Genomic DNA, 26,176 nt, shown 5'->3' on the forward strand with positions numbered 1-26,176 from the left:
CGGCTCTAGAATAGGCCCTTGCGCTGGATCAAGATCGTGGTCGGCCTAGTCGCCGCCTCCACCCCCTCCGCCGTCGCCACCCCCTCCGCAATCTCCCCCAATGCTGCCACTATCGCCGCTGGAACAGTTGCCCGCCGAGCTCTCCGAGCTGCCGCCGGAAAACCAGCTTCCCAGCGCAATGCCGTCACTCGCTCCGGAATAGCTGTTACCTCCGCTCCCGCCATCGCCGCCGGCGGTCGCACGGGAGCGCCGTGGCCGATTCTGGACGTGCGCGATCCAGCCATAGCCGATCGCGCAAACGACTCCGGCTGCGACCAATGCACTGACCATCGCGCTACTCATCATCCTCTCCCGGTGAAGCTGCGGTCCTGCCACTTGGTCGCCCCCGCCAAGGGGGCCGTTCATTGATCATTCAAGCGAAGTATGGAACCTTGCGTCCCAAACAGTTCCCGCGTGTTTATGCGAAAGGTCAAGCCAATGAAGAAGCTGCTCCTGGTGGTCGCCGCCGCCGCTACCGTCGCCATAGCGGCCGGAACACCGGCCCAAGCCCAGCGCGGTGTCGCTGCAGGCGTGGCGGCTGGGATCATCGGTGGTGCCATCGTCGGTGGAGCGCTGGCCTCTCCGTATTATTACGGACCCGGCTATGGGTATTATGGGCCGGGCTACTACCCGCCCCGCTATTACGCTCCCGGTCCGGGCTATGTTGCCGACGACTATTACGGCGGCTGCGTCTGGCAGAAGCAGCGCTTCTGGGACGGCTATGCCTGGCGCGTCCGCCGCGTCCGAGTCTGCGGCTGAGGCGCGCTGACCGATTCAGTACGGATGCTGCGTTCATCCTGGGGCCCGAAAAACACCGCTTTTTCTCGTCACAGCTCCGTGTGCGTTTACCGTGGGTTGACCAATTGCGCGCTTCCTAGCTGCAAGGCCAATACCATCAGAGTGTGCGTGAACCTTTGAAACCCGGGTGCCTCCGACGAGAGGAACCCATCTTTCAGGAGAGCCAAGAGCATGAAGAAGACTTTAGTTGCCGCCCTTACGGTCGCGACGGTCGCCGGTTCGCTGGTGACCGCAACGCCGCCGGCGAAAGCCGGTGACAACATCGGTGCCGGTATCGCGGCCGGGCTGATCGGTGGCGCGATCGTCGGCGGCGCGATCGCCTCGAGCCGTCCGGCCTATGGCGGTCCCGTTTACGTGGCCGAGCCTGGCCCGCCGCCCCCGCCCTGCTACTGGCAGCGCCAGCGTTATTGGGACGGGTATGGCTGGGTCGTCCGCCCGGTTCGCGTTTGCTACTGATCTGATCGCTTTGGCGCATGCGCGCCGCGATCGGAAAGCCCGGCCGAGCACCTCGGCCGGGCTTTTTATTTGCGCACGCTATCGCGCCGCCTGGATCGAACGCAGCACCTCTTCACTCGGCCAGCAATCGACCTTGAGGCCCGCCGACTTCTGATAGGCACCGAGCGCCGCACGCGTCTGCATGCCAGCCTTGCCGTCGATCTTGTCTTTGTAGAGCCCGATCCGGGTGAGCCCGCGCTGCATCGTCTCGACATCCTTGGTGCGTAGCTGCTTGGAGGCCACCCAGGGCGTCGCGAACGGCAGCGGATTGGTGATGCGGTCGGCAAGGTGGCCGACGAACAGCACGTAGAGGTCGGAGAAATTGTACTCCTTGATGACGAAGTAGTTCTTCGTGGTGAGGAACGACGGGCCGTAGATGCCTTCGGGCTGCAGCAGCGAGGCCGGCTGCGCCTGCTCGGCGGCGTTGAGCTTTTGGCCGCGCACGGGGACAAAGCCTTCGCGCATCCATTGGCCGATCGGCTTCGTCACCTCGGGTACGCCCGTGGTGCAATCGGCCTTCGCAGGCGCCTGTACCTCATAGGCCCAGCGCACACCGCTCTGCCAACCCTTGTTGACGAGCTGCTGCGCGGCGGAAGCCAGCGCATCCGGCACCGAGCGCCAGATGTCGATGCGGCCGTCGCCGTCGAAATCGACGCCGTGCTTGTAATATTCCGAGGGCAGGAACTGCGTGAGCCCGGTGGCGCCGGCCCAGGACGAGCGCATGTCCTTGCGTGTCACCACGCCCTCGCCGAGAAGCTTGAGCGAGAGTATGAACTCGTTGCGATACTGGTCCTTGCGCCGGCCGACATAGGCCTGCGTCGCCAGCACGCGCACGAGATCATAGGGCAGCGCGTAGCGGCCGTAGTCGGTCTCGCGGCCCCAGATCGCCAGCATCACGGTTGCCGGCACGCCAGACTTGTTTTCGATCTCACTCAGGACAGGGCGATATTTCTGCAGGAGCCGCTGGCCCTCGCCCGCGAGCCGCGCGATCGACGCTTCCTTGACGTAGTCGGCAGGCACCTGCACGAACTCGGCCTGTGACGGCGCGCCCGTCGCCGGCCGTCCCGGCAGGATCAAATCGGGCAACTTGTAGTCGGGCTCGAGCCCGCGCGTCTCTCGATCGAACGTCGCCCGCGAGACGCCGGCCTGTTGGGCTTCCGGCCACAGCGAGGCGATGAACTGCGTGAAGGCCGCGTCTGCGGCGCGGGCGGATGTCGAGCCGCAGGTGACCACGATCACCGCAGCGATGAGCGCCCGCCGCATCATGCAGGACTCACCGCGTCAGCTTCTTGTACTTCACCCGGTGCGGGATGATGCTGTCCTGGCCGAGACGGCGCATCTTGTCCTTCTCGTAATCCTGGAAGTTGCCCTCGAACCATTCGACATGGCTCTCGCCTTCGAAGGCCAGGATGTGGGTCGCGATGCGGTCGAGGAACCAGCGATCGTGGCTGATGATGACGGCGCAGCCGGCAAAGTCCTCTAGCGCCTCTTCCAGTGCGCGTAGCGTGTCGACGTCGAGGTCGTTGGTCGGTTCGTCGAGCAGCAGGACGTTGGCGCCGGACTTCAGCATCTTGGCGAGATGCACGCGGTTGCGTTCACCGCCGGAGAGCGCGCCGACCTTCTTCTGCTGGTCCGCCCCCTTGAAGTTGAACGCCGAGCAATAGCCGCGCGAATTGACTTCCTTCTTGCCGAGCAGGATCAGCTCGTTGCCGCCGGAGATCTCCTCCCACACGGTCTTCTTGCCGTCGAGCGCATCGCGCGACTGGTCGACATAGCCGAGATGCACGGTCTCCCCGACCGTGATCGTCCCAGCATCGGGCTTCTCCTGCCCGGTGATCATCCTGAATAGCGTGGTCTTGCCGGCGCCGTTGGGGCCGATGACGCCGACGATGCCGCCAGGCGGCAGCTTGAAGGTGAGATTGTCGATCAGCAGGCGGTCGGCAAAGCCTTTGCTGAGGCCTTCGAAATCGACCACGTTGGCGCCGAGCCGCTCGGCCACCGGAATGATGATCTGCGCGGTCTGGGTCTGCTTCTCGCTCGCTTTCTTGAGCAGTTCCTCATAACGCTGGTAGCGCGCCTTCGATTTGGCCTGACGTGCCTTCGGCGATGACGCCACCCATTCCTGCTCTCGGGCCAGCGTCTTCTGGTGCGCGGCGTCTTCGCGCCCTTCCTGCTCCAGGCGCTTCTGCTTCTGCACCAGCCAGGACGAGTAATTGCCCTCGTAGGGAATGCCGCGGCCGCGGTCGAGCTCGAGGATCCAGCCCGTCACGTTGTCGAGGAAGTAGCGGTCATGGGTGACGATCAGGATCGCGCCGGGATAGTTGCGAAGGTGCCCTTCCAGCCACGACACGGATTCGGCGTCGAGATGGTTGGTCGGTTCGTCCAGCAGCAGCAGCTCGGGCTGGTCGAGCAGCAGCTTGCACAGCGCGACCCGGCGGCGCTCGCCGCCAGAGAGTTTTGTCACATCGGCATCGTCGGGCGGGCAGCGCAGCGCGTCCATGGCCTGGTCGACCTTGCTGTCGAGATCCCAGAGGCCCTGGGCCTCGATCTCGTCCTGGAGCTTGGTCATCTCGTCGGCAGTCTCGTCGGAATAGTTGACCGCGAGCTCGTTGTAGCGGTCGAGGATCGCCTTCTGCTTGGCGACGCCCTGCATGACGTTCTCGCGCACTGAAAGTGCAGGGTCGAGCTGCGGCTCCTGCTCGAGGTAACCGACGCGGGCGCCCTCGGCGACCCAGGCTTCGCCGGTATATTCCTTGTCGAGGCCGGCCATGATCTTGAGCAGGGTCGACTTGCCCGAGCCGTTGACGCCGAGCACGCCGATCTTGGCATCGGGGTAAAAGCTCAGATGGATGTTATCGAGCACCTTCCGGGTCGGGTAGCTCTTGGTCAGCCCCTGCATGAAATAGATGAACTGGCGCGCCATGGGTCCCGTGACACCTTCAATTTGAGGAGATTTGCTGTCGCCGATGTAGCGATCCCGCCCTCAAAGGGCAATGTTTTCCGTCCGTTCACCACGGATGAATACGGTCCAGACACCATCCGGGCCAGATCCGGACAATTGAAACCATCTTTTAATCAATCAGGCCGAATGCTCGGTCTCGCGCGGCAACAGCGCCCCTCGCTCAGAACAAGCGGGAGCATAGCGAGACAGCGTCATGGCTCTGATCGACACCCATTCACTTCCTGTTCCGGCCGAAGCCGGCAGCTCCTCCGCGCTCGGCTCGGAGATCAAGGGTTTCTTCAAGCGCTTCTTCGCCACCGCCTTCAACCCCTACCGGCCCGAACTGCACTACATGCGCGGCCCCGGCCCCGCGTGGCGCGCCAAGCACGGCATGGATGCGCCGGTCCGGCTGAAGCGCCGCGATCTCTGAGCCGCTTGCCTGTCGGATTTTGACGACGCGAGCAGCTTGCGCGCGGGACTGATTGCGCGCAACCATGGTTCCGACGATGGCGCCCCGCCCGCGCCGTTACCTCACGCCATGGATGACCACTGATGAGCCGGCTGCGCTGCGCAATTCTCGATGATTACTTCAATCTCGCCCTGGACGTCGCGGACTGGTCGAAGCTATCCGACCGCATCGATGTCACCGTGTTCAGCCATCCCTTCGTCTCCGAGCAGGCCGCAGCCAGCGCGCTCGCCGACTTCGACATCATCTGCGCGATGCGCGAGCGCACCGCTTTCCCGAAGAGCCTGTTCGAGAGCCTGCCGAAGCTGAAGCTGCTGCTGACCTCAGGCATGCGCAACGCGGCGATCGACATGGAGGCAGCCAAGGCACGCAACATCGCCGTCGGCGGCACGCAATATTCCCGCGATCCCACCGCGCCGCTCACCATGGGCCTGATCCTGGAACTGACCCGCGGCATCGGCCGTGAGAACGCGCGCATGCATGCCGGCGAGCCCTGGCAGAGTTTTGCCGGCGTCGAGATCGAGGGCCTGACGCTCGGCATCGTCGGGCTCGGCAAGCTCGGCAGCAAGATGGCGGGCATTGCGAAGGCGTTCGGCATGAACGTGATCGCCTGGAGCCCGAACCTGACGCCGGAGAAATGCGCGGCGGCCGGCGTCGGCTACGCCACCAAGGACGAACTGTTCGCCAAGGCCGACATCGTCACCATCCATGTGGTGCTGAGTGAGCGCTCACGAGGTCTCGTCAGCCGTGCCGATCTGGCGCGCATGAAGCCAACGGCGTTCCTCGTCAACACCGCGCGCGGGCCGATCGTGGACGAGCAGGCCTTGCTCGAGACGCTGCAGCAGCGGAAGATCGCGGGCGCCGGGCTCGACGTGTTCTCGGTCGAGCCGCTGCCGGTCGACCATCCCTTCCGCAAGCTCGACAATCTCGTGCTGACGCCTCACCTCGGCTACGCCACCACGGACGGTCTGCGCATCCATTACGACCAGATGGTCGAGGCAATCGACGCCTTCACGAAGGGCGCAGAGCTGCCGCGCCGGCTGGCCTGAAACGACAATGGGCGTGCCCCAAGGCACGCCCATTGCAATTCGAACTCTTGTCGCAGCGCTCAGCGCACGGTGACCGGTGCGGGCAGCGGCGGCACCACGGTCGGCTGCGTCCCGGGGACCGGGCCGGCCTGGGCCGACATCGGAGCCGGACCAGCAACACCGGGTGCGGCTGCGCCCGGGGTCGGCGCGGCGGAGGCAGTTGCTGTTCCCGGCGGCGGGCCGCCCGGCAGCACGACCACGCGGGTGCCGACCTTGACGCGCTCGAACAGGTCGGAGACGTCCTCGTTCAGCATGCCGATGCAGCCGGAGGAGACGAACTTGCCGATCGTCGAGGGCTGGTTGGTGCCGTGGATGCGGTACACCGTCGAGCCCAGATACATCGCGCGGGCGCCGAGCGGATTGCCGGGGCCGCCGGCCATGAAGCGCGGCAGATAGGGCTGGCGCTCGATCATCTCGGTCGGCGGATGCCAATCCGGCCACTCGGCCTTGCGGGTGATCTTCTGCACGCCGGTCCAGGTGAAGCCGTCGCGGCCGACGCGGACGCCGTAGCGGATCGCCCGGCCATTGCCGAGCACGTAATACAGGTAGGTGTTCGGGGTATCGACAACGAGCGTGCCGGCCGGCTCCTTGGTCTGGAACGAAACCTCCTGGCGGCGCAGGTTCGGCGGCAGCTGCACCGGCGCGGCATCGGGCTGCTCCTCGGGCGGCAGCGCGGCCAAGGTCACCGGGCGGCCATCGGTGCCGACGGGCGGTTGGCCGGCCTGAACCGTGCCGGTCGCGGCGGGACCACCGACGGCCTCGGGCGGACGGAGGCCGTCATTGGCCGGCGCCTGCTGGGGAGGGCGATCAGCGTAGATCACCGCCGGCGGCGCGGCGGGGCGGCCGTAGCGGGGATCATCCGGCGACATCACGGGCCCTTGCGGCGGGGCGGCCGAGTAGACCGGCGGAGCACCCGCCGGACGGCCGTAACGCGGATCATCCGGCGACATCACCGGACCCTGCGGCGGCGCCGCCGAGTAGACCGGGGGCGCGCCAAGGGGGCGGCCATAGCGCGGATCGTCGGCCGGACCGGGCGGCGGCAGCGAAGCATGCGGCATCGCATCGTCGTCGTCATCGAGCGCGTCGAAATTGGGCGTGCGGTCACCGGGCCGGTATTCGGCCGGGGCACCGTAGCTGGGCACCTGCTGGACCGGATAGCTCTGAGCCTGGGCGAGCGAGGTTCCCGCCGCAGCGACTGTTGCGGCAGCGCATATCGTCAGAAAGTGTTTGATCATCATCGCTCTTGTATAGTCCCGAAGCCCGATCGGACCGTTAACGGCCAGATGACGGAAGATCGCGGCACATTCAAGACATATCAGGCCTATTTGCGCCGGACTTGCCGATTTGTGATCCCAAGACGACCGTTGCCCCGTTGCATCACGGGGTTGAAATCGCATCGCACCATCAAGGCCTGCGATGTTCGGCCGCGTTTTTAACGGAGCGAGGCGCAAACGTTGCGATATGGTCGAATCAGCCTGATTCGCCGCCTTTTTGAGATCTGATTCCGCGTGGCGATGCGGCAAGCAGTACCGTCACCGCGTTCGGATAGCTCTTGGGTCCCGGTCGTCTCGTCGCCGGGGCGGAAATTCGCAATCGTTCGATGCTTCCCGGCTTTCGCTTCCTGTTTGCCGCGATCCTGCTGTCAACCTCCATCCTGGTGTTCGGCCTAGGCGCCGCCGCGCTGCTGCGGGCGACCCATCAGCAGTATGTCAGCAACCCCGGCTGGCGGAACGGCCCGCAGGAGCAGGTGTTTGCGCAAGTGCCCGAGCCGGCCCAGCCGGTGCTCGCAGTGTTGCGGGACGAACCGGAGGTTTCCGCAGAGCCAGCACCGTCGCTGCGCGACCGAGTGCCGACCATCGGGCTGCCCATGAGCGAGCCCGAACAGCTCGCCGCGGTCGCGAGCGAGGCCGAGGCTCAGCCCCAGGACGCCGCGCCCGCAGCCGAAATTCCGGCTGCCGAATCGGCCAAGCCTGAAACGACCGTGGAGGCGGCAGCGCCGGCTTCGATCGACACGTTGACCCAAGCCGACACCACGGCTTCGATCGCCGAAGTCCAGCCTGCCGCAAGCGGCAGCGAGCCGACCGCCGCCGATCCCAGCGCCACCGCCTCCGCGACCGCGGCCAAGGTCGCCGCGCTGAACGATCCCGCGACCGCGGCCGTGAAGGATGCGCCCGCCAAGGCCAAGACCGAGAGCGGCAAGTCGGACACCAAGGCAACCAAGCGCACGGCGAAAGCCAAGAAGCGGCCCCGCGTGGTGCGGCGCCCGCCGCCTCAACAGCTCCAGCAGCAGCTCGATCCGTTCGGGCAGCCGCAGCAGCCGGCCTTCGCGACGTCCACGACCGCGCGCACGCGGTGAGTACGTGGATGGCCGGGTCAAGCCCGGCCATGACGATGTGGAAGCAGCGAGGCTACGCCGGGCCAGTCGCAATCGCCGGGCCGCCGGCCTGGCCCCATTCCGACCAGGAGCCGTCGTAGAGCGCGGTGTCGGTGATGCCGAGGCGATAGAGCGCGAGCGTCAGCACGCCGGCGGAGACGCCCGAGCCGCAGCTGGTCACGATCGGCGCGTCCAGCTTGACGCCGGCGGCCGTGAAGGCGGCGCGCAGATCCTCCAGCGGCTTCATCTCACCCGTCGCGGCGTCGAACAGCAGATTGTAAGGCACGTTGCGGGCGCCGGGGATGTGGCCGGAGCGGATACCCGGCCGCGGCTCCGGCGCGCGGCCCTCGAAACGGTCGGCGGCGCGCGCGTCGATCACCTGCTCCTTCCGGCTTTCGACGTTGGCGATCAGCTGCTGCATGCTGCGCACGCGGTTTGCGTCATAGTTCGCCCTGAACGTTGCGGGCGTCGGCTTGACCTCGCCACTCTCGGTCGCGCGCCCCTCGGCGCGCCACTTCTTCAGGCCGCCATTGAGGATGCGCACATTGCCGTGGCCGTAGGACAGGAACATCCACCACGCGCGCGGCGCGGCGACCCAGCCGCCGGCATCGTAGAGCACGACGGTGTCGCCATTCCCGATGCCGAGATTGCCGACGTCGCGGCCGAACTGCTCGGCGCTCGGAAACATGTGCGGCAGCGGGTTGGAATGGTCCGACACCGCATCGACGTCGAAGAACACGGCGCCGGGCAGATGCGCGGCGAGATAGTCGTCCTTCGGCAGCGGCAGCACGCCGGGCAGCTTGAAGCTGGCGTCGAGGATCTTGACGTTGGCGTCGCCGATGTGGGCGGCGAGCCATTCGGTGGAGACGAGGGGGTCGGTGGGCATCGGTATTTCCTTGTGGTCATTCCGGGGCGCCCGGAGGGCGAGCCCGGAATCCATCGGGCGGCAGAGTCGGTGGATGAATGGATTCCGGGCTCGCGCTTCGCGCGCCCCGGAATGACGAGTGGAGGGAGTGAGGCTCACCCCTTCTTCTTCGGCTCCCACTTCTCCACCGGCCCGCCGGCGTCGCGCCAGGCGGCGTAGCCGCCGGCGATGTGGGCGACGGGCTTGAGGCCCATGTCCTGCGCGGTCTTGGCGGCGAGCGCGGAGCGCAGGCCGCCGGCGCAGTGGAACACGAACTTCTTGTCCTCCTGGAAGATCGGCTTGGCGTAAGGGCTCTGCGGGTCGATCCAGAATTCCAGCATGCCGCGCGTGCAGGCGAAGGCGCCGGGGATGCGGCCGTCGCGCTCGATCTCGCGGGGATCGCGGATGTCGACGATGACGACGTCGCCATTCTTGGAGATCTCGATGGCGTCCGTGGCCGAGAGCGTCTCGATCTCGGCATTGGCCTCGTCGATCAGCGCCTTGATGCCGCGGGTGATGGTCTGGGGCATATACCTCTCCCTCTTGTCATTCCGGGGCGCGCGCAGCACGAACCCGGAATCCAATTCTCTACACATATTGCGGCCCGGTGGATTCCGGGTTCGCCCTTCGGGCGCCCCGGAATGACGGCGGGAGGCATCAGTGCGTCAATTCCTTCATCGCGTTCTCCAGCCCCTCGATCGTGATCGGATACATGCGGTTGGCGAAGATGCGCTTGATGATGGTGGTGGATTCCGAATAGTCCCAGTGCTTCTGCTGCACCGGATTGAGCCACACGGTGTGCGGATAGGTGCGGATGATGCGATCGAGCCAGACCGAGCCGGGCTCCTCGTTGACATGCTCGACCGAGCCGCCGGGCACCATGATCTCGTAAGGCGACATCGAGGCATCGCCGACGAACACGACCTTGTAGTCGTGCGGGTATTTGTGCAGCACGTCCCAGGTCGGCGTGCGGTCGGTGAAGCGGCGCTTGTTCTGCTTCCACACGCCTTCATAGAGGCAGTTGTGGAAGTAGAAATACTCCATGTGCTTGAACTCGCTCTTCGCCGCCGAGAACAGCTCCTCGACCTGCTCGATATGCGCGTCCATCGAGCCGCCGATGTCGAAGAACACCAGGAGCTTCACCGCATTGCGCCGCTCGGGGCGCATGTGCACGTCGAGATAGCCGTGATTGGCGGTCTCGCGGATGGTGGTGTCGAGATCGAGCTCGTCGGGTGCGCCGGTGCGGGCGAACTTGCGCAGGCGGCGCAGCGCCACCTTGATGTTGCGAATGCCGAGCTCGACATTGCCGTCGAGATCCTTGAATTCCCGCTTGTCCCACACCTTCACGGCGCGGTTGTTGCGGTTCTTCTCCTGGCCGATGCGCACGCCTTCGGGGTTGTAGCCGTGCGCGCCGAACGGCGAGGTGCCGGCGGTGCCGATCCACTTGCTGCCGCCCTGGTGCCGGCCCTTCTGTTCCTCGAGGCGCTTCTTCAGGGTCTCCATGAGCTTGTCCCAGCCCATGGCCTCGATCTGCTTCTTCTCTTCCTCGGTCAGGTACTTTTCGGCGAGCTTCTTCAGCCACTCCTCGGGGATCTCCGCCTTCTCCATGGCGTCGAGCAGGTTTTCCAGCCCCTTGAACACCGTGCCGAACACGCGGTCGAACTTGTCGAGGTTGCGCTCGTCCTTCACCAGCGCGGCGCGCGACAGATAATAGAAATTGTCGACCGAATAGTCCGCAAGGTCGGCGTCGAGCGCCTCCACCAGCGTGAGGTATTCGCGCAGCGTCACGGGGACCTGCGCATCGCGCAGAGAAGTGAAGAATTGCAGGAACATGGGTGACAGATTGCCCGTCGGGGGGCGAACGTCAAGGGGCGGAGACCGTCGCGCGACGCTGGACCGGCAGGCTTTTTGCTCTAGAATTGGCGGCCTCGAGGGGTTGTTTTGGGGACGTTTGCAATGGGAATTGTCGCAGCGCTGATCATTGGCGCCATCGCCGGCTGGCTCGCCGGCAAGATTGTCCACGGGGCGGGATTTGGGCTGATCGGCAACATCGTCGTCGGCATCATCGGCGCGCTGGTCGCAAGCTGGGTGCTGCCGCAGCTGCACATCCAGCTGGCAACCGGCACGGTCGGCGCCATCGTGGACGCGACGATCGGCGCGGTGATTGTGCTGGTCATCCTTTCGCTGATAAAACGGGTCTGAAAGCCTGACCGAACCAGGAACGGCCGCCGCGTGCGGCCGTTCGCTTGTCGTGACCAAGGCAAGGCCTGGGAACGACGACCAACAAGGACGTACGATGAAATTTACCGGCACCAAGGACTATGTTGCGACCGACGATCTCAAGGTCGCCGTCAACGCTTCGATCGTGCTCGAGCGCCCGCTCCTGGTGAAGGGCGAGCCCGGCACCGGCAAGACGGTGCTGGCGGAGGAAGTGGCGAAGGCGCTGAATGCGCCGCTTCTGACCTGGCACATCAAGTCTACCACCAAGGCGCAGCAGGGCCTCTACGAATACGACGCGGTGTCGCGCCTGCGCGACAGCCAGCTCGGCGATGCCAGGGTCTCGGACATCAAGAACTACATCAAGCGCGGCAAGCTGTGGGAAGCCTTCACCGCCGAGCAGCGCCCGGTGCTGCTGATCGACGAGATCGACAAGGCCGACATCGAGTTCCCCAACGACCTGCTGCTCGAGCTCGACCGCATGGAATTCCATGTCTACGAGACCGGCGAGACGATCAAGGCCAAGCAGCGCCCGATCATGATGATCACCTCCAACAACGAGAAGGAGCTGCCGGACGCGTTCCTGCGCCGCTGCTTCTTCCACTACATCAAGTTCCCCGATGCCGACACGATGGGCCGCATCGTCGACGTCCACTTCCCCGGCATCAAGAAGCGCCTGGTCGAGGAAGCGCTGCGCATCTTCTTCGAGGTGCGCGAGGTGCCCGGCCTGAAGAAGAAGCCGTCGACGTCGGAGCTGCTCGACTGGCTCAAGCTGCTGCTCAACGAGGACATGAGCGTCGAGCAGCTGCGCGAGCGCGACCCGCGAAAACTGATCCCGCCGCTGCACGGCGCGCTCTTGAAGAACGAGCAGGACGTGCATCTGTTCGAGCGGTTGGCGTTCCTGAGCCGGCGGGAAGTGTAGGGCTCTCGTGTCCCGGACGCGCTGCAGCGTGGAACGCTGCTGCGCAGAGCCGGGACCCAGAACGCGGCACGGCACAATACGGCGACATGGGCCCCGGCTCTGCAGCGCACCGCAAGGGCGCTGCGCTGCGTCCGGGGCACGAGAGCGGAACGCGGCGCACGCTCTCTTCCCCTCGTCATTGCGAGCGAAGCAAAGCAATCCAGAATCCCTCCGCGGCGGCAGTCTGGATTGCTTCGTCGCAAGCGCCCCTCGCAATGACGGAGCAAGCGGCATCGCCGGCGTTCTCCGACTCGCGTCTTGACCTGCAGACACGCCTTCGCAGCCTCGCGGCGCATCGCCCGAGCTTTGCTTCATTCCGTCGCCCCAAAGGAAAGAGGGCGCAGGGAAGGCCAGGTGCCGACAGGCACCCGCGGTCTGCTGCGCAAAAAGGCACACGCAGAACACCGCACAGCAGCATACAGGTGTCGCCGAACACTCGGCCTTCCCTGCGCGATGGTCGGACGGCTTATGCCGTGCTCTCCCGGGAGCCGAACTTTCCCTCTGGCCTCCCTCGCCCCGCGAATTGACGATGCCGTCCGCCCGGTTGGGCTCACGCGCATCTCCGCAAGAGGCTTGACCGTAGCAACGACGGCCAGGACCACACGGTTTTGCCGTACGCAGCTCATCCGGCTTGGCCAAGAGGCTTCGCCGGACTTCAGCGCCGCTCGTCCGCACGAAGCCTCGGGCTCACAGGGACTACCCGCCCTGCCCGCGCCTCTCGCGCACGACGCTGCCGCGTCCACCGCAACCCGGCCCGAGTTTCGAACGACTCGCGAACCGCCCCTCTTCGTCGGGCCGGGCTGCTGCGATGTATGCCGCAATTCCGAATTTCGGTAAAGTGGAATATTTTTGCGAGGAGGGGTTGACGAGGTGCGGGGTGTTTTGCCCGACGGGCAGTTTCGTAGGATGGGTATAGCGCAGCGAAACCCATCATCGTTCCGCGTTTGCCGAGGCGCTATGGGTTTCGCTGCGCTCTACCCATCTTATGGTTCCTTGCGAACTTTTCGGACCACACGCTTTAGTCGATATCCGTATAGACCTGAAATGGAAGATCGAGCGCGTGCGACAACTCCATAATTGGCGAGATCATCGATGCGCTAATTTTCCGGCTCACGCGAATGAAGATAAGATCATCGGAGAATCGCATCTGCGAAATCAACGCATCCAGCTTGCGGGTTTCAAATCCATCCATCCAACGTTTCAACCGCTTGCTGCGTAGAATTGACGGCTCTTCGTCGCTCGGGCCGGCTTCAAGCCGCTGACGCGCCCAGTTCCTCGCGTCGCGCGGAGAAACTCGCTCGAGGTCGGGATCGAACACAATAAAGCATACATGAGACGCTTGCCCATGCAGGCCAGGAAGATGGAAATTTTCCTCTGCCGGTGCAGCCCGCGGCAGCACGTCGTCACCAAACGCGACACGGAGGCCATGCTTCTCTGCCAGCTGCCACGCCCTGAAGACGCCCTGAAGACGCCCTGCGCCCCCACAGACGTCGCAAAGGTCACGTCAATCACATTCCGATAGCAGCAATATTCCGTACCATTGGCGTCGTCCGAGTGCGCGTCGCCAATAAGCGGAAATGAACTGCGCATGTCTTCAAGCCATTTCTGCAGCCGGGGCGAGGACAGTTCTGGCGTAGCTTGACCAAGCTTCGTGACCCTTTTGATCTCGCGCTCGATCCAGCTGCGTGGAACCGATCCCTCCGAAGCGACGCGCTCTTCAAATACGAAGACCGAGACACCCATAAAACTGGCCCTCCACGATTGCTAGTTGCGCTCCGCCCTACGATATTGCTCACGCCGCAGCCAAACTCATCATCATTCCGCGTTTGCCGAGGCGCGATGGGTTTCGCTGCGCTCTACCCATCCTACGGCTCCTCACCCACCCTACGCGCTAGAATTGCGAGGCCAGCGTCCGTCTTTTGCCGCACCGAAAAGAAGCCCCACCGTCATCGGCACCTTGGTTCTCCGTCCAAGGAGCGTCTTCACTGGACTGCTCAGCTCAAACCCTTCCCCGCCGAAATACATGTCAAAATCGAATTCCGACATGTCGACGTTGAACTGATCAGAAAATCTGCGCATGAAGTCTATCGCGTCATCTCCGTCGACGCCCAAATCCCAAGCGACGTCGGTGCCAAGCGTGATCTGCTTGCGCGTCAACGTCTCTGCCCGGACAAAAGAAAGCAAGCTTTCCAGAAGCCATGCCTCCCGGGTTCGTTTGATGTCGTTCACGACGTCCGGATCACTCAAGTCTCGGTGCCACCAATGGTTTACGAGATCCGGCGGCTGCTCCGTTCGTCGCCTACCGTCTGCAGCGGCGAGCAACTTGATGAGGAGCCGAACACGCGAGGCAGCTCAAATTCCGGAAGCGTCGCCACCTTCGCCAATTGAACCCGGAGGTTGGGCATTGCAATCAAGACGCACGGGGTAAGCGTCGGCTTCAGCTGCGACTCCGCAATTGCAATTGCCGCATCTTCAGGCTTAGGCCCTGCCTGCAATATGAAGTTGCCCAAGCCGCGAAGCAGCCTGCGCTTGTTGTCCCCGCTCTGCGCGCCGAACCAAGCCTCCCCTTCTGCATCGCTTGCGATCCCCTGCGCCAATTGGTTCAACAGGATCTCTTCATGGACATTCAGCATCGTGCCACCCATGGCGGCGCTGCCCCCCAGCACACGACTAGGGGCCGTGACTCGTCGCCGCCCACTCCAGCGCCGGAAGCACCGTGCCGATGAGCAGGCCATATGAGAAGGCTTTCTGAACTGGTGTGCTCCGAGGAAACCATGCGATTCCGCCCATGAAGCACATTGTCGCCCAGAGGCCAGCAAAGAGCGTCCAATCGCGCCAGCCCACGCGCAGCAGCAGACCGAGCGGGATAGCGGTGCAGAGAAAGACGAGGCCGCAGACGGCGATCTGGCCGACGGATTGTCGCTCACGCGAAGAGATCATCATGTTGCCACGCTTGCGTTGATCGCGAGGAGTCTATTCGCGCTTTGACAATTTAGAATAGCACCTTGTAGCGTAACGACGGACGATCTCCTAGTCCGCGCCAACGATCCAGAAGGGAGGCGAAGTGCGAAGTTCGTATCTGGAATTGCCCGCGGACTTCGACGACTAGGGGCGGAAGTGGAAGCAAAAGGATGGTTTTCCGAGGCTCGGATCATTGCGTCAGGGGTTCGCTACCGGATCAATTTTTATGATCAGGCGCGCCTCGGCCAACAGGTTCAAGACGAGCTTGCGCGCGGCCGCGCCTTCTTTGAACCCAATCTGGTCATCGTGCCCGCTGTAACACGCGCCTATATGAAAGCGGCAGCGGAGAACTGGCGCGATCGGGCGAAGTGCACTCTCTCATCGCGGAGCCATAAGCTCGTAGGGTGGGTTAGCGTCAGCGTAACCCAGCGCCTTCGCTTCCGCGTCAACAGAAGTGGTGGGTTACGCTACGCGGACTGCGCTTCGCGCAGCCGCGAGCTAACCCACCCTACGGGACGCTTCTTCTTGGCTAGTCCGCGAGCTACGCTAAATCGCTTGCGGCTTTTGTCCGCCATTGTTCCATGGACTCGAGAATGATTGTTGTGGGCCAACTTGGATCAGCCTCTTTCCTGCCGGACCACGTCAAGTGAACTTCGGCTACTCTTCCATCTTCCAGTGAGACAAGAACGTCGTCGCGGTCATCTCGCTTGGCTTGTACCTTGATCGGCAAACCGGCAAGCGGGTGACGATCGCCGACCTCCTTCCTTAACTCCTCTTCGAGAAGAAGGCGTTCCCGTTCATCATGATCTGACGCCAGGGTTCAATCACCTCACGCCATCGCCGTATCCGGAATCCTTGCGGCTTCCATCGGCACCTTGCCGCGGATCAGGTCGGAGGCACGATCCGCGATCATCATCGTTGACGCGTTGAGGTTCGCCGAGATCATGCGCGGCATCACGGAGGCATCGATGACGCGGAGGCCCTCCAACCCGTGGACGCGGAGCTGGTCGTCGACCACCGCCCAGGTGGAATCTGCAGGGCCCATGCGGCAGGTGCAGCCGGGGTGGAAGGTGGTGGTGCCGCGCTCGGTGGCGGCGTGCAGGAATTCGTCGTCGGTGTTGACGTTGGGGCCGGGAAAGTCCTCGTAGGCGTAATAGGGCGAGAGCGGCGCGGACTTCAAAAGCTTGCGCGCCAGCTTCATGCCGCCGACGACGACGCGGCGGTCGAGCTCGGCGTCGAGATAATTGGTCTGGATAACAGGCGGTGCGAACGGATCGGACGAGCGGATGCGGACATAGCCGCGGCTCTCGGGACGCTGCTGCCAGGACGCCACGGTCATGCCGGGCTCGTCCTCGAGCTGGCCCTGCACGCCTTCCTTGTAGCTCGCCGGCGTGAAGGTGAGCTGGAGGTCGGAGCTCTCGGCACTCTCGCCGGAATGCCAGAAGCAATAGACCATGGTCGGCGACAGCGAGAGCAGGCCCTTGCGCTGGGTCGCCCATTTCAACGCCTCGATCCACAGCGAGAGGCCGCGGCGGAGCTCGTTGATGGTCTTGATGTCCTTGACGCGCGCCACCGTGCGCGGGGCGTAGTGATCTTGCAGGCCCTCGCCGACGGGCAGCGCGTGACGCACTGCGATGCCGTGCTGCTGCAGCAGGTCGGGCGAGCCGATGCCGGAGAGCTGAAGCAGCTGCGGCGAATTATAGGTGCCGCCGGAGAGGATGACTTCCTTGTTGGCGCGCACCTCGACGGGCGTGCCGCCGCGGCCGCCCTTCATGTAGCGCACGCCGACGGCGCGCTTGCCCTCGAAGATGATCTCGGTCGCGTGCGCGTGGGTGTGCACGTGCACGTTGGGCCGCTTCATCGCCGGCTTCAGAAACGCGGTGGCGCCGGACACGCGCAGGCCGTTGTTGATGGTGCGCTGGCAGTAGGAGACACCCTCTTGCGTCTTGCCGTTGTAGTCGGGATTGCGGGGAATGCCGAGCGAGACCGCGCCCTCCATGAAGGCCTCGCAGAGCGGATCGCGCCAGTTCATGGTGGTGACGATGAGATTGCCGTCGCGGCCGCGATAGGTGTCCTCGCCCTCGCCGACCCGCTTCTCCAATCGCCGGAAGTAGGGCAGCACGTCGGCATAGCCCCAGCCGCGATTGCCCATCTGCGCCCAGGTGTCGAAGTCCATGCGCTGGCCGCGATTGTAGATGTGGCCGTTGATCGAGGACGAGCCGCCCAGCGTCTTGCCACGCGGCGCGTAGATGCTGCGCCCGCCGGTCCACGGACCGGGCTCCTGCTGATAGGCCCAGTTGATGCTCTTCATGTGGAAGGTCTTGATGAAGCCGGCCGGCAGATGGATGTAGGGATGCCAGTCCGACGGCCCGGCTTCGAGCACGCAGACGCTGGTGTTCGGGTCTTCGCTGAGGCGGCTGGTGAGCACGCAGCCGGCAGAGCCGGCGCCGACGATCACGTAGTCGAATCTATCCATGGTCCCTCGACCGCCCCTAGCATGTTTCGAGATTGGGTGAATTGCAGCCGCGGATTCCGACACCTCTCCCGGAGGGAGAGGTCGATTTGCTCTCGGCGATGCGCAGCATCGTCCGGTGCAAATCGGGTGAGGGGCTCAGGTCCCACGAGAGAGCGGTCCCCTCACCCGGCGCTACGCGCCGACCTCTCCCTATGGGAGAGGTGGCCGAGCCCGCGGCGACATCGTTACGAATAGCACACATCATCCCTAGCGCGGCTTGTCGTTGAGTTGAAACTCGAGATGCGCCTGCACCGTCGGCCATTCGGCGGCGGTGATGCTGTAGACCACGGTGTCGCGCAAGGTGCCGTTCGGCGCGATCTGATGGCTGCGGAGGATGCCGTCCTGCTTGGCGCCCAAACGCTCGATCGCGCGGCGGCTCTGGTGGTTGAAGAAATGGGTGCGGAACTCGACCGCGATACAGTTCAGCGCCTCGAAGGCGTGCCGCAGCAAGAGCAGCTTGCACTGCGTGTTGAGCGGGCCGCGCTGCGCGCTCTTGCCATACCAGGTCGAGCCGATCTCGACGCGGCGGTTGGCGGCATCGATGTTCATGTAGGTGGTCATGCCGACGATATTGCCGGTGGCGTCGAACACGGTGAACGGCAGCATCGAGCCCGCAGACTGAAGCCCCAGGCGGCGGTCGATCTCCTTCGCCATGCCCTCGGGCGTCGGGACCGCAGTGTACCAGAGCTTGAAGAGTTCGCCGTCCTTGACGGCCGCGACCAGCCCTTCGCGGTGATCGTGCGACAGCGGCTCTAGACGAGCGTGCTGTCCACGCAGGGTGACGGGATCGGGCCAGGGCATTTCTCACTCCATAATGACTGCCGTCATTCCGGGGCGCGACGAAGTCGCGAGCCCGGAATCCATAACCACCGCCTGGGGTTATGGATTCCGGGCCTGCGTGCTGGCGCACGCATCCCGGAATGACGACGGATGTATTGGCACGGCTTTGTCCAGATACATTCACTTATTCAAGAAATTCAACGGCAAACCGCCGCGCGGCCAGTCCATGGCGACCAGTTCGCCCTTGCCGGACAGCGTGATGTAGGCGGTCTTCAGCTCGGGGCCGCCGAAGGCGATGTTGGTGGTGACACGGTCGCTGGTCGGGACCTGCTCGACCAGGGTGCCGTCGGGCGCGATCACCGAGATGCAACCGGAGACGAGGGTGGCGACGCAGACATTGCCGCCCGCTTCCACCGCGAGCGAATCGAACATCTGGTAGCCGCCGAGGCCGCAGATCGGTTTTCCCCGCTCGCCACGATAGATCACGTCGCGCGGCTTGAGCGTGCCGGGCGCCGAGAGCTCGTAGGCCCAGAGCCGGCCGGTCGGCGTCTCCGCGATGTAGACGGTGTTCTCGTCCGGCGACAGGCCGATGCCGTTCGCCGGCAGGATGCCGTGCACGATCTCGACGAGCTCGGTCATGCCGGGCTTGAGGTAATACATGCCGCCGACGTCCATCTCGCGCGCGCGGCGCTTGCCGAGATCGGAGAACCAGAGGCCACCCTGCTTGTCGAAGACCAGATCGTTCGGCCCGCGCAGTGCGTGCTCGCCGCATTTGGTCACGAGGGTCTCGACCTTGCCCGACTGCAGATCGACGCGCTGGATCGCGCCGCCGAGATAATCGTCGGGCTGCGGACCCGGCATGATCATGTTGCGGGTCGGGATCCAAGAAAAGCCGCCATTGTTGCAGATGTAAATCTTGCCGTCGGGCCCGAGTGCGGCGCCGTTCGGCCCGCCCGGAATCTTCGCCACGATCTCCTTGCGTCCGTCGGGATAGACGCGCGTCAGGCGCTGTCCCCGGATCTCCACCAGCACCACCGAACCGTCGGGCATCACGACCGGCCCTTCGGGAAATTCGAGATCGGTGGCGAGAACGCGGATGTTGGGCGTGGCAGTGGACATTTGGGACCCTCCCGGCTGCTTGTTATGACTTGCACGGGATGTCCGGCACGGGCCCCGCAGGCAAGATTTGCCTGCGGTTATGACAAAGTCGCCAAGGCTTGCCAAGCAAGCGGGACGGTATGCCAGCTTTGCATGCTACTCCCGCACGGGTATCCAGATCTCGAAGCCGCCGTTGCCGGTCGCGGGATCGAAGGTTTCGCCGTAGCGCTCGAAGTTCGGCGCATCCGCAGCCGTGAGGCCGGACGCCGGCAGCCACTGATTCCAGATCGTGTTGACGGTGCGGCGGATCGAGGCGACGTGCTCAGTATGCGTGAACACGGCGTAGCGCTGCTCGGGAATGCGGATGCGGCCGTAGCGGCGCGGCAGGTCGGAGAAATCGGCGACCTCGACCCCGGCGATGTAGTCGAAATTGCCGGCATCGTCGCCGTTGCAGCAGACGCCGTAGGCGACTTGATGGCCGACCCGCGCGGGGATGTCGGCGACCTCCTGGTTGAAGCGGTGCCACAGGCCGGGGATCATGGCGCCGTTGTCGCAGGAGATGCGCTCGGCGGGACCGGCGACCAGGAAGGCCTTTGCGGTCTCGAAGCGCGGCGGGGAAAGATGGTCGAGGATGGTGGAGTCCATGAGGATCGGCTCCTGGAGCTGGAGATGGCTGACGCAAGTCGCGGCCCGGACCGCTTCCGGCGTGGTGCCGAACTGGTCGCGGAACGCGCGGGTGAAGGCTTCGTGCGAGCCGTAATCCGCCTCCAGCGCCAGTGGCAGGATGTCCGGTGCGCCCTTTGCGAGGCTGCGCGCCGCCTCCGTCAGCCGCCGCGCACGTACGTAGCGCATCACCGGAAGACCGACGGCCGCGGCAAACGCACGCACGATGTGGAACCGCGACACGCCGGAGATCGCGGCGATCTCGTCGAGCGTCATCGGCTCGGCCAGATGGCTCTCGATGTACCAGAGCGCACGCTGGGCTGGGTTCACGGGTATCGTCCTCGTTCGAAGCGCGGCGATGTTGCGCCGGTCGGCACCGCTCTGCTTGATCGGCATTGCTGTCGCTCGCATGAGGATAGCCGGCCAAAGGCCGCTGGCAACGCCCCGATCTTCACGGCTACACTCGCCTGAACCGCTCACGAGAAAGAGGAACCGGGTCATGGACATCACCAATGTGCGGGCGCACCATATCCGCATCCCCTATGACGCCGGTGTCGCAAGCTTCCGCCAGGGCGCTTCGGCCATTTCCGCGCTCGACATGGTGCTCGTCGAGGTCACGACCGATTCCGGGCTGACCGGCTGGGGCGATGCCTTCGGCTATGTCTGCCCGCGCACCACGCGCAGCGCGGTCGAGGAGATGATCGCACCCCAGGCCCGCGGGCTGAAGGTGCCCGATGCGGCCGGCATTCCCGCTTTCATGGAGCAGATCCAGCGCAACCTGCATCTGTTCGGCCGCTACGGCATCACCATGTTCGCGATCTCCGGGCTCGACATCGCGCTGTGGGACCTGGCGGCGAAGGTGAAGGGCGTGCCGCTGCATCGCCTGCTCGGCGAGACCAGGCGCACGGCCATTCCGGCCTATGCGAGCCTGCTCCGGATCGGCTCGCCCGACGACATCGCCGCCGAATGCAGGAAGGCGCTCGCGCTCGGCTACGGCGCGATCAAGCTGCACGAGACGACGGCGCCCGCGGTGTTTGCCGCGCGCGAGGCGATCGGGCCGAACATTCCGCTAATGGTCGACATGAACTGCCCGCTCACGGCCGAGCAGGCGATCGGCTTCGCGAAAGCCTGCCGCGACGCGCAGCCGATGTTTCTGGAAGAGCCGGTCTGGCCGCCGGAGGATTTCGCCGCGCTTGCGCAAGTGCGCAGCAAGGGCGGGCTCGACATTGCCGCCGGCGAGAATGCCTGCACCGAATATCAATTCCGCCAGATGATCGAGGCGGGTGCGGTGAGCCACGCCCAGCCCTCGGTGACCAAGGTCGGCGGCATCACGGAGTTCGTGAAGGTCGCGGGCCTGGCCGATCGGGTCGGCGTCAAGATCGTTCCGCATTCCCCTTACTTCGGCCCCGGCCTGCTGGCGACGCTGCATCTGCTCGCGACACGCGACGACGGGCTGGTCGAGATGTTCTACCTGAAGCGCGAAGCCTGCCTCTGGGGCGGCCGCATCGATGCCGATGCCACCGGCCATGTCGCAGTGCCCTCCGGCCCCGGGCTCGGCTACGAGCCCGATCCCGGCGTGATGGAGCGCTACCGCGTGGCGTGAACGGCGCGCCTATTTCGCGTCCTTGGCCGGCGGCGCGTCCTGCTTCTTCTTCAGATCCTCGACGGTCTTCGCCTGCGCGGCCTGGAGATCAGCAAGCGTCTTCTGCAAGCCGGCGAGATTCGTTTTCAGCGCGTCGATCTGGCGATTGGCGGCATCCAGCTTCTGCTGATGATCGAGGGCAAGCTTGGTAATCGTCTTCTGCAGGAAGTCGACATTGCTCTGCAGGCAACTGGTACGACGCTCCATGGTCTTCTCGACCGTGCAGATCTCGATGCCGGGCACGTCCTGCGCGAGCACGGGCGGGACTGCCTGCGTCGCGAGCAGCAACATTGCGAAACAAATGCCGACATTTCGAAGCAGCATGAAGGTTCCTCGCCCGATGATCACGGCAATTTGCGCTTATTGTGCGTAGCTGCCTGAAGCTACCACACTCGCACCGCATTCTCGCGTTGAGCTTGCATCGTTCCCTGGGACGGGGAACGATGATCCGCGCGCGGAAGAAGTGGGCGCTCTTTCCGCGGCTTTGTTTAGGGGAGAATATTGGAATGGCAACGCGCGATAGACGTTTGGCGGAATTCGACGGCGCCGGAGAACCACCGCCGGGCCTGCCACTCGAAGTGCTGTGCGAGGACCACAGCGGGACTTATCAACTGCCTTTCGCCTGCCGCTACGTCGAGGGACGCTGGCAGAACAACGAGGCCGGCATTGCGGTCGAAGCAACCGTGATCGGCTGGCGCCTGCCGCGCGTGAAGCAGCGCGGGGCTGCCTGAAGGCGGCGTCAGTCTCAAAATGCGACGGCGCCGCGCTCCGCCTTAACCTTCGGAACGCGGCCTGAACGAATCACGTCCGAATCAGCCGAATCGCCTCGTACGCACCTGTTCACGGCTAGATCTCGCTGCGGTTCGGCCAGCGCGCACAACATCTGCGCAGCTCGCCGGATCGCAAGCGCCCGCCACTGGCGCCAAAGGTTAATTGTTGCAGAGGCATAGCGGCGCGGTCGGTGCGGGAGGGCATTCGCCGCCGAAACAGGCAGGGGCGCAAAGCACGTGCCTAATATTCGACCTCAAGCTCCTCGATCTCGGCCGGCTCTTCCTTCGCCGCCGCGATCCATTCCCGCATCTCGGGCATGGCCATGATGGTGTCGGCATAGGCCTTCAGGCTCGGCTCCAGCTTGACGTCGTAGGTCACGAAGCGCGTCACCACCGGCGCGTACATCGCATCCGCCATGGTGCGCTGCGCGCCAAACAGGAAGGGGCCGCCCGATTTCTCCAGGCAGTCGCGCCAGATCAACCAGACGCGGTCGATGTCGGCCTGTGCCCGCGACCAGATCTTGAAGCCGGGAAAGTGTCCCTTCAGGTTGACAGGCAGCGAGGCGCGCAGCGTGGTGAAGCCGGAATGGATTTCGCCCGAGATCGACCGGCAATGGGCGCGCTGGATGCGGTCTGCAGGCAGCAGGCCGGCGTCCGGCATCACCTCGTTGAGATATTCGGCAATTGCCAGCGTATCCCAGACCACGGCGCCCTCGTGCCGCAGGCATGGCACCAGGATCGACGAAGACAGCAGCAGGATTTCGGCGCGCGCCGACGGATCGTCGGGCGCGGTGACGATCTCCTCGAAGTCGAGCCCGGAGAATTTGGTCAGCAGCCAGCCGCGCAGCGACCAGGACGAGTAGTTCTTGCTGCTGATGGTCAGTGTCGCCTTCGCCATATGACCCCTTCCCTGGTCCCGATCAGCACGGCGGCCCCCAGGAGGCCTGTGCTTTGCATGGCGGGAGCAGCAAGCGACGTGCCAATTCTGCGGCGGCCGATCTGGCGCCCTTATTGCATAGCAGCAACGGACGGGTGGGCATTTCAGTATGATGTCAATGTACTATCAGGCTTTTCAGAACCACATGGACCTGACGGCGCCATGGCGAGCGGGCGCTTCGTCCGCACTTAAATTCCTCAATCTGGTCCCCCAGGGCGTATCGGAGCAGGTCGTCGGCCGGCTGTCGGCCGCGCTGGAGCTGATCTCGCGCTCGACCCTCACGTACGATCGGCCCGCCTATGGCATCGGCAGCGTGATGGTGGGCAACCGCGAGGTCGCGGTCAGCGAGGAGATCGCCTACGCGACGCCGTTCGGCTCGCTGCTGCGCTTCAAGAAAGAGGGCGTCGGCGAGCAGCCGCGCATGCTGCTGGTGGCACCCATGTCCGGCCACTTCGCGACGCTGCTGCGCGGCACCGTGAAGACGCTGTTGCAGGACCACGACGTCTACATCACCGACTGGCACAATCCGCGCGACATTCCGCGCAGCGAGGGCCGCTTCGGGCTCGACGACTACACCGAGCATCTGATCGACTTCCTGGGGCAACTCGGCCCGCGCCCGCACATGGTCGCGATCTGCCAGCCCTCCGTCTCCGCACTCGCGGCCGCGGCGATCATGTGCGAGGACAACCATCCCTCGCGCCCGGCGACGCTGACGCTGATGGCAGGTCCCATCGACACGCGGATCCAGCCGACCAGGGTGAACGAATTCGCCAAGAGCAGGCCGATCGAATGGTTCGAGCAGAACCTGATCAACTACGTGCCGGTGCAGTGCCGCGGTGCCTTGCGAAAAGTCTATCCCGGCTTCGTGCAGCTCACCGCCTTCGTCTCGATGAACCTCGAGCGCCACATCAAGCAGCACATGGACCTCGCCAACCACATCGCCAAGGGCGAGAAGGACAAGGCCGCGACCATCAAGACGTTCTACGACGAATATTTCGCCGTGATGGACCTGCCGGCCGAGTTCTACATCGAGACCGTGCGCGACGTATTCCAGGAGCACCTCTTGCCGCAAGGCAAGCTGATGCACCGCGGCCGTCCCGTGAACACCCGCGCCGTCAGCCGCATGGGCCTGATGACGGTCGAGGGCGAGAAGGACGACATCTGCTCGATCGGCCAGACGCTGGCCGCGCAAGACCTCTGCACCGGCGTGCGCGCCTATCGGCGCGTCCACCACATGCAGGCCGGCGTCGGCCATTACGGCGTGTTCTCGGGCAAGCGCTGGAACAACGAGATCTATCCGCTGCTGCGGGATTTCGTGCACGTCAATTCGTGAGGGGCCTTGAATTCGTGAGGCGCCTTGAATTCGTAAAGCGACCTGGCGCAGCAGCAAAGCAGCCTCGACCGCGTTCCTAGCTCATCCTTCGCCGCAGCGTTGCCGACGGCGTCTCGCCGAATTTCTCGCGGTAGGCGCCAGCCATCCGGCCGAGATGGGTGAAGCCGAGATCGAAGGCGATGTCGGTGATGGAAGTGTCGGGCGCGGCTTGCGCGAGGCGCGCGTGGAGGCCGGCGAGCCGCAAGCCGAGCAGCATCTGAGAAATGGACACGCCGAAGTGGCGGCGGAAGCCGAGCTGGAGCGCGCGGATTCCGATGCCGGCCGCGCAGGCGAGCGCCTCGAGATCGAGCGGCTCGCCGGCATTGTCCGCCAGATGGTCGCGCGCGGCGCGGAGCGCGCGCGGCAGGCGCTCGGCCTGCCCCGAAAACGTTGCAATCGCATCCGACAGGCCGTGCCGCTGGCGATTGAGGAGATGATCGAGCAGCAGCTCGCGCCAATCCGCCATCGCCACCGGCGAGAGCCGGCCTGATGGCCCGAGACGCTCGGCGAGCGTCATCAACCCGGCGAGGCCGGCCTGCAAGGTGCGTCCGGACGGCGCTTCCAGGTCGATTACGGGATCGAACTCGACCGTGCCGGTCGCCCTGCCCGACAGCGCCGCGGCGCGCTGCTCGACCATGCGGCGGTCGAGCAGCAGGATCGCCTGTGCGCAATCGCGCCACATCATCCGGGTCGGGATGGTCGGCGACAGCAGCGACGCCGCCCGGTTCGGCGCGACATCGAGCTCGCCGACGCCTGCACGAATGCGGGCGCTGCCCGCGAGCGGCACCTGCACCAGGAAGAAGCGATCGAGACAGCCGGGATCGATGCCGACCGATCCGCCATAGGCGACGTAGTTGATGGAGAAGCCGTCGAAATCAGCGCAATTGTGCCGGGCGGAGAAGCCGGCCGCCCGCACCTCTCCGGGCTCGAGATCGTGCGGGCAGAAGATGCGGCCGATCTCTTCGGCGGCCTCGTCGACATCATCCGTGGTGACGCGGGCAAAGGCCGCGAGCCGCTCGGCTGCGGGTGCCCTTGCACTCATTTCCTGCACGGCTGCGGACATCGTCGACCACGCTTCGCGTCGCGGAATTGCTTTAAGCCTATAATAGTTCAGCGGATGCGAAAAGGGCCGTCGGCGACGTCGCGTGCTGCACG

The 26,176-nt window shown here is 64.7% G+C and carries 26 protein-coding genes and 1 pseudogene; 10 read left to right on the forward strand and 17 right to left on the reverse strand.

Annotated features, from left to right (window positions below; all coding sequences use genetic code 11):
* Positions 1-477: 477 nt before the first annotated feature.
* Entirely contained in the window at positions 478-798 is a 321-nt protein-coding gene (locus tag AC3WLX_RS14955) for a hypothetical protein (RefSeq protein WP_492336521.1), read from the forward strand.
* A 210-nt stretch (positions 799-1,008) separates the two neighbouring features.
* Entirely contained in the window at positions 1,009-1,293 is a 285-nt protein-coding gene (locus AC3WLX_RS14960) for a hypothetical protein (RefSeq protein ID WP_028179902.1), read from the forward strand.
* Positions 1,294-1,371: 78 nt separating this feature from the next.
* On the opposite strand, the gene AC3WLX_RS14965 is transcribed toward AC3WLX_RS14960, so the two are convergent.
* Together AC3WLX_RS14965 and ettA are read right to left on the reverse strand one after the other, a co-directional pair.
* The gene (locus tag AC3WLX_RS14965) at positions 1,372-2,598 is read right to left on the reverse strand and encodes a lytic murein transglycosylase (RefSeq protein WP_492336522.1); all 1,227 of its coding nucleotides are present in this window, start codon (positions 2,596-2,598) and stop codon (positions 1,372-1,374) included.
* Between the two features lie 7 nt (positions 2,599-2,605).
* Positions 2,606-4,255, reverse strand: a complete 1,650-nt coding sequence (ettA, locus tag AC3WLX_RS14970) for an energy-dependent translational throttle protein EttA (RefSeq protein WP_291624607.1) — start codon at positions 4,253-4,255, stop codon at positions 2,606-2,608.
* 232 nt (positions 4,256-4,487) lie between these two features.
* Between ettA and AC3WLX_RS14975 the strand changes: the two genes are divergently transcribed.
* Together AC3WLX_RS14975 and AC3WLX_RS14980 are read left to right on the forward strand one after the other, a co-directional pair.
* On the forward strand, positions 4,488-4,703 hold the full coding sequence (locus tag AC3WLX_RS14975; protein WP_291624606.1) for a hypothetical protein: 216 nt from the start codon (positions 4,488-4,490) through the stop codon (positions 4,701-4,703).
* A 122-nt stretch (positions 4,704-4,825) separates the two neighbouring features.
* The gene (locus AC3WLX_RS14980) at positions 4,826-5,788 is read left to right on the forward strand and encodes a D-2-hydroxyacid dehydrogenase family protein (RefSeq protein WP_492336523.1); all 963 of its coding nucleotides are present in this window, start codon (positions 4,826-4,828) and stop codon (positions 5,786-5,788) included.
* A 59-nt stretch (positions 5,789-5,847) separates the two neighbouring features.
* On the opposite strand, the gene AC3WLX_RS14985 is transcribed toward AC3WLX_RS14980, so the two are convergent.
* Entirely contained in the window at positions 5,848-7,062 is a 1,215-nt protein-coding gene (locus AC3WLX_RS14985; protein ID WP_492336524.1) for a L,D-transpeptidase, read from the reverse strand.
* Positions 7,063-7,379: 317 nt separating this feature from the next.
* Here AC3WLX_RS14985 and AC3WLX_RS14990 point away from each other — a divergent pair, with 317 nt between their 5' ends.
* Positions 7,380-8,183, forward strand: a complete 804-nt coding sequence (locus tag AC3WLX_RS14990; RefSeq protein WP_492336525.1) for a hypothetical protein — start codon at positions 7,380-7,382, stop codon at positions 8,181-8,183.
* Between the two features lie 52 nt (positions 8,184-8,235).
* Here AC3WLX_RS14990 and sseA read toward each other — a convergent pair whose 3' ends face one another.
* The 3 genes from sseA to AC3WLX_RS15005 all read right to left on the reverse strand — a co-directional run bounded on the left by sseA (position 8,236) and on the right by AC3WLX_RS15005 (position 10,938).
* Positions 8,236-9,087, reverse strand: a complete 852-nt coding sequence (gene sseA / locus AC3WLX_RS14995; protein ID WP_492336526.1) for a 3-mercaptopyruvate sulfurtransferase — start codon at positions 9,085-9,087, stop codon at positions 8,236-8,238.
* A 134-nt stretch (positions 9,088-9,221) separates the two neighbouring features.
* Positions 9,222-9,635 carry a rhodanese-like domain-containing protein gene (locus AC3WLX_RS15000; protein ID WP_291624601.1) on the reverse strand — a complete coding sequence of 138 codons (414 nt, stop codon included), beginning with the start codon at positions 9,633-9,635 and terminating at the stop codon, positions 9,222-9,224.
* A 127-nt stretch (positions 9,636-9,762) separates the two neighbouring features.
* Positions 9,763-10,938 carry a vWA domain-containing protein gene (locus AC3WLX_RS15005; RefSeq protein WP_492336527.1) on the reverse strand — a complete coding sequence of 392 codons (1,176 nt, stop codon included), beginning with the start codon at positions 10,936-10,938 and terminating at the stop codon, positions 9,763-9,765.
* 123 nt (positions 10,939-11,061) lie between these two features.
* Between AC3WLX_RS15005 and AC3WLX_RS15010 the strand changes: the two genes are divergently transcribed.
* Both AC3WLX_RS15010 and AC3WLX_RS15015 read left to right on the forward strand, forming a co-directional pair.
* Positions 11,062-11,307: a GlsB/YeaQ/YmgE family stress response membrane protein gene (locus AC3WLX_RS15010; protein WP_018318587.1), complete on the forward strand. Its 246-nt coding sequence runs from the start codon at positions 11,062-11,064 to the stop codon at positions 11,305-11,307.
* 94 nt (positions 11,308-11,401) lie between these two features.
* On the forward strand, positions 11,402-12,244 hold the full coding sequence (locus AC3WLX_RS15015; protein WP_018641030.1) for an AAA family ATPase: 843 nt from the start codon (positions 11,402-11,404) through the stop codon (positions 12,242-12,244).
* 1,057 nt (positions 12,245-13,301) lie between these two features.
* Here AC3WLX_RS15015 and AC3WLX_RS15020 read toward each other — a convergent pair.
* The 8 genes and pseudogenes from AC3WLX_RS15020 to AC3WLX_RS15055 all read right to left on the reverse strand — a co-directional run bounded on the left by AC3WLX_RS15020 (position 13,302) and on the right by AC3WLX_RS15055 (position 20,630).
* On the reverse strand, positions 13,302-13,682 hold the full coding sequence (locus tag AC3WLX_RS15020; protein WP_492336528.1) for a hypothetical protein: 381 nt from the start codon (positions 13,680-13,682) through the stop codon (positions 13,302-13,304).
* A gap of 485 nt (positions 13,683-14,167) precedes the next feature.
* Entirely contained in the window at positions 14,168-14,512 is a 345-nt protein-coding gene (locus AC3WLX_RS15025) for a DUF1493 family protein (RefSeq protein ID WP_492337295.1), read from the reverse strand.
* Positions 14,513-14,590: 78 nt separating this feature from the next.
* Positions 14,591-15,018, reverse strand: a pseudogene (locus AC3WLX_RS15030) (DUF5958 family protein); the annotation flags it as partial.
* Positions 14,954-15,226: a hypothetical protein gene (locus tag AC3WLX_RS15035; RefSeq protein ID WP_492337329.1), complete on the reverse strand. Its 273-nt coding sequence runs from the start codon at positions 15,224-15,226 to the stop codon at positions 14,954-14,956. The pseudogene AC3WLX_RS15030 and the gene AC3WLX_RS15035, both read right to left, overlap by 65 nt.
* Before the next feature lie 847 nt (positions 15,227-16,073).
* Positions 16,074-17,720: a GMC family oxidoreductase gene (locus AC3WLX_RS15040; RefSeq protein WP_492336529.1), complete on the reverse strand. Its 1,647-nt coding sequence runs from the start codon at positions 17,718-17,720 to the stop codon at positions 16,074-16,076.
* A 246-nt stretch (positions 17,721-17,966) separates the two neighbouring features.
* Positions 17,967-18,560: a GNAT family N-acetyltransferase gene (locus AC3WLX_RS15045; protein WP_492336530.1), complete on the reverse strand. Its 594-nt coding sequence runs from the start codon at positions 18,558-18,560 to the stop codon at positions 17,967-17,969.
* 159 nt (positions 18,561-18,719) lie between these two features.
* Positions 18,720-19,658 (reverse strand): SMP-30/gluconolactonase/LRE family protein, encoded by a 939-nt coding sequence (locus AC3WLX_RS15050; protein WP_492336531.1) that lies wholly within the window; start codon positions 19,656-19,658, stop codon positions 18,720-18,722.
* Between the two features lie 135 nt (positions 19,659-19,793).
* Positions 19,794-20,630: an AraC family transcriptional regulator gene (locus AC3WLX_RS15055; protein WP_492337296.1), complete on the reverse strand. Its 837-nt coding sequence runs from the start codon at positions 20,628-20,630 to the stop codon at positions 19,794-19,796.
* 169 nt (positions 20,631-20,799) lie between these two features.
* Here AC3WLX_RS15055 and AC3WLX_RS15060 point away from each other — a divergent pair, with 169 nt between their 5' ends.
* Positions 20,800-21,903 (forward strand): mandelate racemase/muconate lactonizing enzyme family protein, encoded by a 1,104-nt coding sequence (locus AC3WLX_RS15060; RefSeq protein WP_492336532.1) that lies wholly within the window; start codon positions 20,800-20,802, stop codon positions 21,901-21,903.
* Positions 21,904-21,912: 9 nt separating this feature from the next.
* On the opposite strand, the gene AC3WLX_RS15065 is transcribed toward AC3WLX_RS15060, so the two are convergent.
* Complete coding sequence (locus tag AC3WLX_RS15065; RefSeq protein WP_492336533.1) at positions 21,913-22,266, reverse strand: hypothetical protein; 354 nt, start codon at positions 22,264-22,266, stop codon at positions 21,913-21,915.
* Between the two features lie 182 nt (positions 22,267-22,448).
* On the opposite strand from AC3WLX_RS15065, the gene AC3WLX_RS15070 reads away from it, so the two are divergent.
* Entirely contained in the window at positions 22,449-22,673 is a 225-nt protein-coding gene (locus AC3WLX_RS15070) for a hypothetical protein (protein WP_291629856.1), read from the forward strand.
* A gap of 280 nt (positions 22,674-22,953) precedes the next feature.
* Here the strand turns inward: AC3WLX_RS15070 and AC3WLX_RS15075 are convergent, their stop codons facing one another.
* A complete protein-coding gene (locus tag AC3WLX_RS15075; RefSeq protein ID WP_492336534.1) occupies positions 22,954-23,610 on the reverse strand; it encodes a glutathione S-transferase family protein in 657 nt (218 codons plus the stop codon).
* Positions 23,611-23,758: 148 nt separating this feature from the next.
* On the opposite strand from AC3WLX_RS15075, the gene AC3WLX_RS15080 reads away from it, so the two are divergent.
* Positions 23,759-24,982 (forward strand): polyhydroxyalkanoate depolymerase, encoded by a 1,224-nt coding sequence (locus AC3WLX_RS15080; protein WP_492336535.1) that lies wholly within the window; start codon positions 23,759-23,761, stop codon positions 24,980-24,982.
* 76 nt (positions 24,983-25,058) lie between these two features.
* On the opposite strand, the gene AC3WLX_RS15085 is transcribed toward AC3WLX_RS15080, so the two are convergent.
* Positions 25,059-26,084 carry an AraC family transcriptional regulator gene (locus AC3WLX_RS15085; protein ID WP_492336536.1) on the reverse strand — a complete coding sequence of 342 codons (1,026 nt, stop codon included), beginning with the start codon at positions 26,082-26,084 and terminating at the stop codon, positions 25,059-25,061.
* Between the last annotated feature and the right edge of the window lie 92 nt (positions 26,085-26,176).

This window comes from Bradyrhizobium sp. FW305-F6 (genome assembly GCF_058782905.1).